This is a genomic window from Limosilactobacillus sp. (assembly GCF_041859915.1).
Lineage (GTDB): Bacteria > Bacillota > Bacilli > Lactobacillales > Lactobacillaceae > Limosilactobacillus.
In genome coordinates, this window is record NZ_JBFLGB010000018.1 from 1 (window position 1) to 12,404 (window position 12,404).

The following is a 12,404-nucleotide window of genomic DNA, read 5'->3' on the forward strand; positions in this document are numbered from 1 at the left end:
CAGTGGTAAAATCTTTGGCTTTGTTATGGATACTTATGAAGATGAAGTTGGCATCTTTAACGCTGATTGGCGGGGCAAGCAATTCCCTGACAGCCGGCTTGAAGACTTGATTCACCGTTCCAACGTCTTAGTAACTCCACACACTGCCTTCTACACTACCCATGCCGTCCGCAACATGGTTATTAAGGCCTTTGATAACAACTGTGAGTTAATTAATGGTAAACCAGCTGACACACCGGTTAAGGTTGGTTAATCATCAGCAAAGGTAGTGTAGTCAGAAAAAGTTTTTCCGAGACTTCACAAATTCTGGTATTGGTATGAGGTAATATCCCTATGTCAATACCATTTTTTAATTCAAAATAAACAAAACTTAGTAGTGGAAATTAAAAACGACGGTTTTGCTGTTTACTACTGTTTTAATCACTCACTGTTTATACTAATATAAAAAAAGCAATCAACGTGGATTATACGTTGGTTGCCTTTTCTCTTTGCTCTGATTTTATTAGATTATATCGATCATTCTCATCAGTATTTTTACGCCTTTTTTAGTGTACAAGCACTGCCACTAAACGATTTTAGCTTTAATCTTTTATTGCTCTCTCACTGCAATATGCCGTTAGGGGATAAAATTGAAATCCATTTCCTGCAACGTATTCATATTCATTAAAATTGCCTTTATTCCATCTAGCCACGGCAAGAGCATCATTGCACCACTTCCTTCACCGACACACATATTGATATCAATGTAAGGATCAAAGCCGAGCGCTGAGAGTACGATTTGTGAACCCTGCTCCTTGGACTTATGGCTAGGAATCATGTAATCCGTCAGGCCTGGTTGGATAGTGTTTGCTAGCAAAGCAGCTGAATATGATAAGAAGCCGTCAAGGAGCACCGGCCTGTGCATTACTCCAGCGGAAAGCATAGTTCCGGCCATTGCTCCGAGTTCAAGCGCCCCAACCTCACTTAATACCTTAAGTGGATCGGTACTCCTTTTTCCTGCTAGGCCGGCCCGGGCTAAGCTAGCATTTACAACATCGACCTTGTGAGCCAAACGTTCATCGGAAATATTTGATCCCCGTCCAACCACTTCCGCACCACTTTTACCGAGAAGTGCAGCAATCATCGCTGAAGCCGCGGTAGTATTGCCCATCCCCAACTCACCAGCGATAATAACCTGGTTGCCCTCGTTAAAAGCTGTTATCCCTGCATCAAAGCCGTACTGAAGTGCTTCTTCTGCCTGTGCCACTGTCATTGCTGGTTCTACTAACATATCACCAGTTTCACGCCGAATTTTATGAACCTTGACTAAAGGTGAGTGGAGATCGCTTTTAATTCCCAGGTCATACACCTGCAACGCACAATTATAGGCCTTTGCTAATGCTGCTACCGTTGTGTGACCCTTCATCATGTTAACCGCTTGGATTGCGGTAATTTTCTGTGGACTAGCGGAAACCCCTTCGTGAACAACTCCATTATCCGCCGCAAAGACTAAGCACTTGCGCGGCTGAACATCAAAGTCCGTTGTTTGGTAAATCCCCGCTAGGTGGTCTGCCAATTCTTCCAACCGCCCCAGCCCTTTGATTGGCTTAGCTAAATTATCCATTCGCTTCTGCATTGCTGTCATCTGCCCCTTATCTAAAGACTGGGGCAAGCTCTCATTATATCTCATTTTAATGTTCCCTTTCATAGTGCCATAAGTTGTCTAATACATTTTCGAGAACCTTTTCCTTACAATTAGGAAAAATCACCTTTAACCCTTTTTCCTTCAGGTAGTTACCAGTACTCTTCCCGAGAACATAATAGTTGATTCGGCGATACTCAATACTATCAACCCGTGTCATAACCTTATACATCCGGTCAAAATTAGATGGACTCGTGACGAGGGCGCTTGTAATACGCTGCTTCATAAAAAGCTTGAGAGCCCTGCCTTCGTGAACCTGGTCCCAGCTATTACTGTAAATAACAACTTTTTCACCAATGAAGTCTCGGTAATACTTTTCTGCCTTATTACCAATCAGCCAGCAAACATCTGTAATCCCCCTGTCTTTCAGCATCGCCAAGAGGGCTGCTCGATTCTCACCACTAGCAACTTCAACTGGGTTATTAACCGTCACTAGCATATCCTTAATCTTTTCACTAAGCACATAAATCGGCGCCCTTGAATTTAGTTTTTTTAGGTGGTCGCAGAAAACTTGAGCACCAAAAAGGCTAGTGATCACTAGATTCCGGCTCCCTTTAATTTCCTTTTTTGCAGCTGTACTTAATTTAACCGCTTTCAAAACACGAAAAGGAAAATAAATTACATCATCTTTCTGCTCTAACTTGATTCGCCAATAAACTGGAACTTTATTCTTGGGGTACGTAATTAAAATTGCCATTACTTCTCATCTCCCTATTGGTTAAATTGTACTTGTCGTGTCTTGCCATCCTTTAACTCAATTAAACTGAAACAGGCTGCTTTAAAATCAAGTGAATAGAAATTTACTGATGAATCTACTAGGTCTTGGTAAATTAGCCGCAGTGTGCCAAGGTGAGCAACAATGAAGACCGTATCTTCCTCAGCTAAGTGTTGTAAAAGCCATTGCAAGCCCTGGTGGACCCGTTCTTCAAAATTTACAAAGGGCTCAATAGTCGGTGGGGTATAGGTCAATGGAGCCCGCAGCCACTTATTCCATTCTTCTGGATACTGAGCCTCAATTTCATCAGCATCCAGTCCTTCCCACTTGCCAAACCCCTTTTCCGCAAAGCTCGGCAAAGTAATAATTGGTATCGTTGGGAATTTTGCGCAGACGGGACGGATGGTCTGCTGGGTTCGCCGTAGGTTTGTCTGCACGAGCAAAGTTGGCCGCATGACAGCAATCTTTTCTGCCAACGCCTGGGCCTGCTGTCTTCCATGCTTATCTAAGCTAACATCGGCACTGCCATAAAATTTTCGCTGTCGATTGTAGTCTGTTTCCCCGTGCCGGGCTAATAATAATTTCATTAGCTAAACCTCGTTAAGATTGTCAACGTCATCAGAAAAATTAGCGGGGCCAAAGTAGCAAACGCCCCTAGCGTGTCTCCTGGTGTTCCACCCAACACCTGCATAATTTTCCGCCGATAAAAATAAGCTATCAAGGGAATCATCAGGTAGGCAACCAAACCTTGCCAGGCAAAACACAAAGTAGTCACCACCAGTGAAAAAACTTGGGCAACTGCAATTCGCCAGGGCTGAATCCCTAACCAAATATTCGAAAGCCCTTTTTTATTACCTGGGTATACCATTTTGTAAAAAAGCAATGACACTCCTGTCTTTGTCAGCATCGTTAAGCAAACGGTCAAGAGAACAAGGTGGAGTCGGTCAAGGGATGGACTAATGATTATTCCTAAGCTAACTACTAGGGCGTAGTAGTAAATCAGTGCTAGACTTCCCATCGTCCCTAAACGACTATCCTTCATAATTTTAAATATTTTATCTGCTGTCCGTGACGAAAAGAAACCATCTGCCGTATCAGCCAGGGCATCTAGGTGAAAGCCCCCCGTTAAAAGGCCATCAGTGATCCAATAGAGTACCCAGGCAAACCAGATTGGAAAGAGATAACTAAATCCCCAGAAAATAAGGCCTTCAATGCAACCAAGAAGGAACCCAAACAGGGTAATATATTGAATACTGGTTTTAAACTTATTAGTTGCATCATCAATTGGAACTGGAATATTTAACTTAGTAAAAAATTGTGCAAATAAAATTAATGCTTTCCCCATTTTGCCACCTACTTTATCTTTTGTGGAATTCCACTGACTACAAAATAGACATTCTCTGCCTGCTTAGCAATTAGTTGGTTAACTTCACCATACAGATCGCGAAGAACCCGAGTCTGCTTTGTGGCGGGTACAACACCAAGACCAACCTCATCACTAACGATTACCATTGACTGACCTGTCGCTGCCTGAACCTGGAGTATTTTCCCCCACTCATGCAGAATCATATGACGAAGACGGGCAAATTCATCCATGGTGGCCGTCGACAAGTATTCATCAATTTTTTCGGCTGATGTCCTAGTCAAAACATCATCATAAAAGAGATTAGTCACAAGCATAATCGCATCGTCAAGAAGGTAACCATCAAGCGGGTGCTTAATAATTAAGTCAGCAACTCCTCGGTATTGTTCAGCTGTTGTCCATTTACTTGAACGGCGGGCCTGGTGACGCTTAATTCGCAACTGCATCTCTCCGTCAGGATTTTTGACCACCCCGGTTGCAATATAGCAAACACGTTGGTCACGAGAGTACAAGCTCTCAGCAAACTCAGACTTTCCACTCTTCGCACCGCCAAGGACAAGTGTCAGATTATCATTTTTCATTACTTCACCTTCTAAAAAAGGCCGTGACAAGTTATTGCCCCAGCCTTTGTGAATTCTAATTATTGGTTGCTGCTTTAAATGCTGCATCAAATGCCGCGATTGTTTTTTCAATGTCCTCGTCTGTGTGCTTTGTTGAGATAAAGTTAGTCTCAAATTGCGATGGTGCAACATAAACGCCATTTTCAAGTAACTTCCAGAAGCACTTTTCAAAGAGCTGCTGGTCACATGCCTTAACATCATCAAAATTATTGATTGGGTTATCATTATAGAAGTAGCTCCACATTGTTCCAACGTGGTGGACAGTCATTGGTACCCCGTACTTATCTGCAGCGGCCTTGATACCATCAGTCAAAGCAGTTACTCGCTTATCCATCTTGCTATAGTCTTCAGATGTCAGCTGTTCTAAAGTACTAATACCACCAGTCATTGCTAATGGGTTACCAGAAAGCGTTCCAGCATGGTAAATATTACCGGCAGGGGTGATATTTTCCATAATGTCACGCCGGCCACCAAAGGCCCCAACTGGTAAGCCGCCACCGATAACCTTCCCAAGCGTTGTTAAGTCAGGTGTGATGTTAACCAAACTCTGGACACCATGGTATGCGGCCCGGAAACCAGACATAACTTCATCAAAGATTAGGAGAGCACCATGCCTCTTAGTAACATCACGAAGCGTTTGCAGGAATTCTTGGGTCCCAGGAATTACCCCCATGTTACCAGCAACAGGTTCAACAATGGCACAAGCAATTTCATCCCCATGCTCAGCGAAAAGTTTCTTAACCCCAGCCACGTCATTATAGGCTACCGTCAGTGTATCATAAGCAAGATCATCTGGGACACCTGGTGACGTATTAATACCAAATGTTGCAAGACCAGAGCCCGCATCAACCAATAGTGAATCACTGTGACCGTGGTAGTTACCGATAAACTTAACAATCTTTTCCCGGTGGGTGTAACCTCGGGCGAGCCGAATAGCGCTCATCGTTGCTTCGGTCCCTGAAGAAACCATTCGAATCATTTCAATTGATGGCATAATCTGATTAACAATCTTAGCTAATTTTGTCTCTTGGAGGGTTGGAGCACCATAACTCGTTCCCTTAGCAACGGCTTTATCCAGTTCAGCAACAACATGGTCATCAGCATGTCCAAGAATCAGCGGCCCCCATGATAAAACATAGTCAATGTACTTATTACCATCAATATCATAAATATATTCATTCTTGCCATGGTCAATGAATAATGGATCCCCGCCAACGTTCTTAAACGCCCGCACTGGACTATTAACACCACCTGGCATGTATTGCTGCGCTTCTTTAAACGCCGCCTTTGATTTTGCGTTATTTAAAGTCAAAAGTAAAACCACCTATCAATTAAAGCTTCTTTGCGACATCTTTTGCAAAGTAGGTAATGATCAGGTCAGCACCTGCCCGCTTCATTCCAACAAGGGTTTCATAAACAATCTGCTCTTCATTAATCCACCCATTTGCTGCAGCCGCCTTGATCATCGCATATTCACCAGATACATTATAAGCAACCAACGGTAAAAGCGTATGGTTACGAACTTCCCGCATCACGTCAAGGAAGGCCATCGCTGGCTTAACCATTACAAAGTCAGCACCCTCTTTTTCATCACTAGCAACTTCCCGCAAGGCCTCCAAGCGGTTAGCTGGATCCATTTGGTAGGTCTTCCGATCTTTAGGCCCCTCCTTTGGTGAGCCATCAGCGGCATCCCGGAACGGACCATAGAATGAAGAAGCAAACTTAACAGCATATGACATGATTGGAGTGTTTTTGTATCCCGCTTCGTCTAGACCGTGTCGGATAGCTGCAACATAACCATCCATTGCATTCGATGGTGCAATAATGTCCGCACCTGCCTTTACTTGACTGACCGCAGTCTTAGTAAGGTATTTTAAGGATTCATCATTCAACACAACACCGTCACGAAGAATCCCGCAGTGACCGGTACTTGTGTATTCACACAGACAAGTATCAGCAATTACGATTAAGTCAGGGTAAGTCTTCTTAATCAGGCGGATCGCTTGCTGGACGATTCCGTTGTCCTCCCAAGCACCAGTTCCGTATTTGTCCTTCTTATCAGGAACCCCAAAGATAATAATTGACTTAATTCCTAGGTTAACGATGTCCTTAATCTCATCAAGAATTGAATTAACACTGTAACGGTAAATCCCCGGCATCGAAGGAATTTCTTCCCGATCCTCAATCGCGGCATCGACAAAGACGGGCATAATTAAGTCATCCTTATTTAAATGTGTCTCCCTTACTAAATCACGCATAGCAGCGCTCGTTCTTAAACGACGGTGACGATCAAATTGCAACATATTCCTAATCTCCTTCAATAATTCCAAATTTATCTCTTGCCAATAACTGATCAGCAACCCGCTTGCCAACTCCAGGGTTATTGGCAGGAACTCTTTCCGCTTTAATTACGTGTTCCCCGCTTGGTGAAGCAATTAAACCATTAAAAAATAGCTTGCCCTCTTTGGCATAGGCATAACCACCAATTGGAAAATTACAGCTTCCACCGAGCTCACGCATAAATTCTCGTTCAATATGAATACATTGTTCAGACTGAGGATCATTAATTTGGTCAAGCATTTGGCAAATTTTTTGATCAGCCTTTCGGCATTCGATAGCAAGACATCCTTGACCAACCGCTGGCACAATTACGTCCTTCAAATCCAGAACATAATAACCACTAAGGTCAACTTTTAGCCGACTTAATCCAGCGTTAGCTAAAATTATACCCTCAAGGTTTTCACTGTCTATTTTCTTTAACCTAGTATCTATATTACCCCTAATTGGTATGATTTTTAAGTCGGGACGAATGCTCAGTAATTGTCCCTGCCGGCGCAAACTATTAGTTCCAATCCGGGCACCTTGGGGAAGGTCAGTAAGTTGGCTGAACTTAGCATGGCTAATTAAGCAATCAAATGGTGACTCCCGCTTAGGAAACGCTCCCAAGGTAAGGTCCGCTGGTAAAGTTGGCATAACGTCTTTTAAACTGTGAACTGCAAAATCAATCGTCTGGTTTTCAAGCTCATCTTCAATTTCCTTTACGAAGACACCCTTCCCACCAATTTTGGCAAGGCTAGCCTGACGGTTTCGGTCCCCCTCCGTAACGACATTTCTTATTTCAAAAATGGTAGTCGGAAAAAACTTTTCTAATGCTGCAATAACTAACTTTGTCTGAGCCATCGCAAGTTTACTTTTACGACTACCAATAATTACCTTACTTCTCATCTTTTTGATTCTCCACCTTTAAGTTGTCCATTCCAAAAATCTTACAGAAGAAGTCAATATCATCCGTTGCCCTCGGCGTCACCGAAAGCTCCTTAATCTCCTTAATCGGTCCCTTAATCATTTGGTTTATAATACTCTTCATGTGCTTACTGATAATTTTACGCTCATGAGCGTCCAATTCAGGTAGTTTACGTAACAGGCTATCATAAGCTTCCGCTTCAATCTTCAACGAATGCTCACGTAAGCCTCGGATCACCGGCACAATGTGAAGTTGTTTTTCCCAAATATAAAAATCATGAACTTCGGTGGGAACCTTCGCAGCTATTTTCGTTAGCATTTGTTTTTTCTTTTCGTTATTTGCATCCAGAATTGAATGTAGACTATCAATGTCATAGTATTTAGCTTCACTACCTGCGGAAACCGCCACGTTTCGTGGAACTCCTAAGTCGACAATGATTGCCCGTGTCTTTGCGTTAGCTCGGTACAGGGGGTGCTTCACCGCTGTAGCAAAAACTGCAGCATCAACACTTTCTACAACATCCGCAAGTTGGTTAAAGGGGCGCGACTCAACCACACCTTGTAATTTATCCGCAATCGTTGCGGCCCTTTCATCGGTCCGGTTCAAGAGGAGAACCTTACTAAAGCCCATGTTACTTGCATTATAAGCAGTGTGCTTGCCGATATGCCCCATCCCAATAACGGCTAAGGTTTTACCGTTTAAGGTCCCAAAAGCTGTCTTGATTTGGTGTAGTCCTGCCTGGCCTGACGACTGGGCAAGTTCACTTACGCGGTATTTAGTATGCATTCGTTTGGAAAACGTAATCGCCTGCTGGAACAAGTGATTAAGGATCACTCCCGTTGTTTTTTGATCGGTTGCAACTTGAAAGGCAACCTTCATTTGCCCAAGGATCTGCGGCTCACCCTTAATTAGTGAATCTAGACCGGTAATTACCCGAAAAAGATGTTCAACCGCTACTTCCTTAGTGCTAATTGAGACATACTGACTAAAATCATCAACTGTGTAGTGAAACCATTCCGCCAAAAATCGTTTGATATAGTAGCGGCCTGTATGAATTTGATCAACCACTGCGTATACTTCTGTTCGATTACAAGTTGAGATTAATAGGTTCTCTAGAATGCTTTTTTCACCATTTAAAAGTTTATCCGCCCGGGAAATTTCTGCAGCTGAGAACGAGAATTTTTCCCGTAATTCAATTGGTAGTTGATGATAATTCAAGCTTACACACATCAAGTACATTCCTAGTCAAACTCCTTATTAAACTTTTTGCTGACACATTCTTTAATCTCGTTTTTTACTTTTTTAGCAAAGCGTGGAGACCGCCCCACTGTTGAAACGCTGATAAACATGTCATCTGAACTAAGCGTCGCCAGGTTATAGAAATCGGAATTAGTCTTATCACTTGTATTATTTACTAGTTGAAAGTGAGTTGCTTCTGCCTTCACCTGGTTATTCACTGCTTTATCATTAGTGCAGGCAATGATAATATCCATTTTCTCCACATATTTACGGTGATAGCTATCTTTAACCCAGTCAATCTGTGAAGGGTCAATATCATCAATAATCATCGGACTGATAACGGTTGGTCTTACACCAGCCGCAACTATTTTTTTAATTTTACGACGAGCAACCTTACCGCCACCAATTACCGCTACCCTTTTACGGTCAAGGTTTAAGATAATCGGATATGGTGCCTTCATCATTTTAATCATCCCTTGTTGAATCCTGTAGAATCTGACTAAACTTCTTCATATCAACATTTTCTTCAAATAGTTTCGCAAGTTTTTCATACTGTTGATCTTTATACTCACTGATAGAAACCATGGTATTAACTAATGGTGCTAACCCCTTAGCAACCCGAAGCCGATTTAAGAGGTGGCGTGTCCAATAAGGATTATCAAAGATTCCGTGAAGGTAAGTTCCGATAACTGTTTCGTCAGCGTTAACTGCCCCGTCTTCCCGCTGCTCTGCTTCGCCATTAGTTTCTTGAATAATTGAAAATGGTGTTGTATTCGGACCGAGTTTCGTTGCTCCCATATGGATTTCATAGCCCTTAAGAACATAATTCTTGCGTTTAGCGGTTGCCTGGGTTGTAGTTTTTCGCTCGTTGAAAATGGTTTCTGTATCAAGGAGGCCCAGCCCTGTCTGCTCCTTGATTGGTGATTCAATTCCATTGGGATCACGAAGCGTCCGACCCAGAATTTGGTAACCACCGCAAATGCCGATCACTACACTCCCGTCAGCATGGGCATGTATAATCGCTTTAGCCAAACCGTTTCTTTTCAAAGAGGCGAGATCCTCGTTTGTATTTTTACTACCAGGGAGGATTAATAAGTCTGGGGTACCAAGTTCTTCTGCCTTGAGAACGTAGCGAACAGACACGTCCGGCTGAATTTTTAGACTATGGATATCAGTAAAATTCGAGATTTTGTTAAGGTCAACAACCGCAACATCAAGGGCCTTAGCCGGGTTCTTTTGCCGCGGCTTCCTTACTAGCGAAACACTATCTTCCTCATCAATATCGACGTCACTCATCGGTAACACCCCAATAACAGGAACACCGGTCAGCTTTTCAATCATCTTGTTCCCCGGCTCCAAGAGCGTCTTATCACCACGAAACTTGTTAATAATAATTCCCTTGATTCGTTGCTGGTCTTCCTTTGTCAGTAATTTGATGGTGCCATAAATGGATGCAAAGACACCTCCCTTGTCGATATCGGCAACAAGGATCACCGGCGCAGCAGCCATTCGCGCCATTCCCATATTTACAATATCATTTTCATTTAAGTTAATCTCCGCTGGGCTTCCTGCTCCCTCTAAAATAATGGCATCATTCTCAATGGCAAGTCCTTGGTAAGCTTTCTTTATATCTGGAATTAGTTGAGGCTTAAACTTATAATAACTAGCTGCGTCCATATCGGCTAGTACTTTCCCCATTACTATCACTTGCGAATCTTGATCAGTTAAGGGTTTTAGCAGGATTGGATTCATTCTAACGTCTGGTTTCACCCGGGCTGCCTCCGCCTGGTAAACCTGTGCCCGCCCCATCTCATCACCTTGATCCGTGATAAACGAGTTTAGGGCCATGTTTTGTGATTTAAACGGTGCAACCTTTTTCCCTTGATTTGTCAAAAGTCGGCAAACCGCTGCAGCCATCCAGCTTTTTCCAGAATCCGATGCGGTTCCTTGAAACATTACTGATTGCACTACCATGATTTATTCCTCCCCGGATATATATGTACGGGAGTTCCCACTCCCCCAATCTTCCTAATCAATATGTTTATTTACGGCATTTGCAAATAGTTCCTGCTCACTCCCATATAGGGGTAGGCCCAGCTTTTGATGAATCTTTACAAGCCATGGCTGAGCTAATTTATTTGCCTTTAACAAATGCTCATCGTTAAAGGCCTCTTGCTTCGTCCCCTCCGCTAAGATTTTTCCCTTGCCAAGAAGGTAAAGGTAGTCACAGACTTCATACATAAAATCCATATCGTGACTAGAAAGGATAATCCGTTGCCCGTTAGCGACCAACTTTTGAATAAGATCTTTCATCCGTTGCTGGCCATCCGGATCAAGACCGGAAGTCGGTTCATCAAGCAGAATCCACTCTGAGCCAATCACCATAATTCCAGCAAGGGCAACCCGTTTCTTCTGACCACCACTGAGGTATTGGATCGGCCGGTCTCTGAGTGGGAAAATATCTAATTCCTTTAGAACCCGGGTAACCCGTTCATTAATTTCACTTGTTGGAAGCTTTAAGTTATGGAGGGCAAAGGCGACGTCATCTTTAACTACCGAATAAAAGATCTGCTGATCAGAGTTTTGAAAAACAATTCCGACCTTTCGCCGAAGATTACGCAGACCCCGTTTAGAGTACTTTATAGGCTGACCATCGACTAGAATTTGGCCGGCAGTCGGTCTTAGTTCCCCAACAAGGTTTAAGAAGAGCGTTGACTTACCTGCACCGTTGTGTCCCATGATGCCGATCACTCGTCGGTCGTCACCACCAAGCTTTAATGAAATATCATCGAGGATCTTATGCTTGTCATCATAACTAAAACTAAGGTGTTTTAATTCAATCAACGCACTCCCTCCTAGATATAAAACTCGCCATTATATAGCTTGGCATCCAACGCCTTTGTCATCATTTCATAATTCACAATTACCTGTTCGAACAGCATCTTTGTAAGAATTCCAGATGAATGAATCATGAGGCCAAATGTATCATAACCAAAACGTAATTTCTGCGCCCGATGAATTTGTTCGAAGGCATCAATAAAAATAAATATGAACCGGTACATCAGCATCGTGACTTCAATCATTACCCGTGGCAAGTGGGTAGCTTTTAACACCTGCAAGATCTGAATGAAGGGCGTTGTTAGTGCAAACCAATAGGTACAAACAATCGCCGTCATACACTGTAGAGCCATTCGGCTAGCCTGTGGTATCATCACCCGTGCCATTCCTAAGTACACATTGCCAATTTTAATCGGCCAAATTATTGACCCCCTGTTTCCAGAAATAGTTACAACAATCCCAATAATACTCAACAAAACAAACGGAATAATAGCATAAAACCAACTGATATAACGTTTAAGTGAAACTTTCGTCAAATAAACTGTTGCTGCTGCTACCAGGACAAGGGTAGCTGCTTTTAACCACTGCAAAGGTTGAAAAGCCAGGGCAATCCCAAGTAGCCACAATAACGCTTTTAATTTTGGTGACCAGGTGACGATTCGGTTCTCATACGCGTATTTATCAATACTTAACACTAATTGTCA

The 12,404-nt window shown here is 42.9% G+C and carries 13 protein-coding genes and 1 pseudogene; 1 reads left to right on the forward strand and 13 read right to left on the reverse strand.

Annotation, left to right across the window (positions count from 1 at the left end; translation table 11 throughout):
- Window positions 1–253: pseudogene (locus ACEYV4_RS03995) on the forward strand (lactate dehydrogenase); the annotation flags it as partial.
- 363 nt (window positions 254–616) lie between these two features.
- Here the strand turns inward: ACEYV4_RS03995 and cobT are convergent.
- The 13 genes from cobT to cbiQ are packed head-to-tail and all read right to left on the reverse strand — an operon-like array spanning window position 617 to window position 12,395.
- Window positions 617–1,669 (reverse strand): nicotinate-nucleotide--dimethylbenzimidazole phosphoribosyltransferase, encoded by a 1,053-nt coding sequence (gene cobT, locus ACEYV4_RS04000; protein ID WP_373842143.1) that lies wholly within the window; start codon window positions 1,667–1,669, stop codon window positions 617–619.
- 1 nt (window position 1,670) lies between these two features.
- A complete protein-coding gene (locus ACEYV4_RS04005; protein WP_367333341.1) occupies window positions 1,671–2,378 on the reverse strand; it encodes a uroporphyrinogen-III synthase in 708 nt (235 codons plus the stop codon).
- A gap of 14 nt (window positions 2,379–2,392) precedes the next feature.
- On the reverse strand, window positions 2,393–2,983 hold the full coding sequence (locus tag ACEYV4_RS04010) for a histidine phosphatase family protein (protein WP_222258404.1): 591 nt from the start codon (window positions 2,981–2,983) through the stop codon (window positions 2,393–2,395).
- Window positions 2,983–3,741, reverse strand: coding sequence for an adenosylcobinamide-GDP ribazoletransferase (locus ACEYV4_RS04015; protein WP_222258402.1), 759 nt, complete (start codon window positions 3,739–3,741; stop codon window positions 2,983–2,985). The genes ACEYV4_RS04010 and ACEYV4_RS04015 overlap by 1 nt, the downstream gene beginning before the upstream one ends.
- Window positions 3,742–3,749: 8 nt before the next feature.
- The gene (locus ACEYV4_RS04020; protein WP_283621022.1) at window positions 3,750–4,340 is read right to left on the reverse strand and encodes a bifunctional adenosylcobinamide kinase/adenosylcobinamide-phosphate guanylyltransferase; all 591 of its coding nucleotides are present in this window, start codon (window positions 4,338–4,340) and stop codon (window positions 3,750–3,752) included.
- A 55-nt stretch (window positions 4,341–4,395) separates the two neighbouring features.
- Window positions 4,396–5,691, reverse strand: coding sequence for a glutamate-1-semialdehyde 2,1-aminomutase (hemL, locus tag ACEYV4_RS04025; RefSeq protein WP_373842144.1), 1,296 nt, complete (start codon window positions 5,689–5,691; stop codon window positions 4,396–4,398).
- A 19-nt stretch (window positions 5,692–5,710) separates the two neighbouring features.
- A complete protein-coding gene (gene hemB, locus ACEYV4_RS04030) occupies window positions 5,711–6,682 on the reverse strand; it encodes a porphobilinogen synthase (RefSeq protein WP_373842145.1) in 972 nt (323 codons plus the stop codon).
- 4 nt (window positions 6,683–6,686) lie between these two features.
- Complete coding sequence (gene hemC, locus ACEYV4_RS04035; RefSeq protein WP_367333342.1) at window positions 6,687–7,604, reverse strand: hydroxymethylbilane synthase; 918 nt, start codon at window positions 7,602–7,604, stop codon at window positions 6,687–6,689.
- Complete coding sequence (gene hemA / locus ACEYV4_RS04040; protein ID WP_367333343.1) at window positions 7,594–8,862, reverse strand: glutamyl-tRNA reductase; 1,269 nt, start codon at window positions 8,860–8,862, stop codon at window positions 7,594–7,596. The genes hemC and hemA overlap by 11 nt, the downstream gene beginning before the upstream one ends.
- A 2-nt stretch (window positions 8,863–8,864) precedes the next feature.
- Complete coding sequence (locus ACEYV4_RS04045) at window positions 8,865–9,326, reverse strand: bifunctional precorrin-2 dehydrogenase/sirohydrochlorin ferrochelatase (RefSeq protein WP_261313259.1); 462 nt, start codon at window positions 9,324–9,326, stop codon at window positions 8,865–8,867.
- A 1-nt stretch (window position 9,327) separates the two neighbouring features.
- Window positions 9,328–10,836 (reverse strand): cobyric acid synthase, encoded by a 1,509-nt coding sequence (locus ACEYV4_RS04050; protein ID WP_373842146.1) that lies wholly within the window; start codon window positions 10,834–10,836, stop codon window positions 9,328–9,330.
- A 54-nt stretch (window positions 10,837–10,890) separates the two neighbouring features.
- A complete protein-coding gene (locus ACEYV4_RS04055; RefSeq protein ID WP_222258388.1) occupies window positions 10,891–11,706 on the reverse strand; it encodes an energy-coupling factor ABC transporter ATP-binding protein in 816 nt (271 codons plus the stop codon).
- A gap of 11 nt (window positions 11,707–11,717) precedes the next feature.
- The gene (gene cbiQ / locus ACEYV4_RS04060; RefSeq protein ID WP_222258386.1) at window positions 11,718–12,395 is read right to left on the reverse strand and encodes a cobalt ECF transporter T component CbiQ; all 678 of its coding nucleotides are present in this window, start codon (window positions 12,393–12,395) and stop codon (window positions 11,718–11,720) included.
- Window positions 12,396–12,404: the final 9 nt, after the last annotated feature.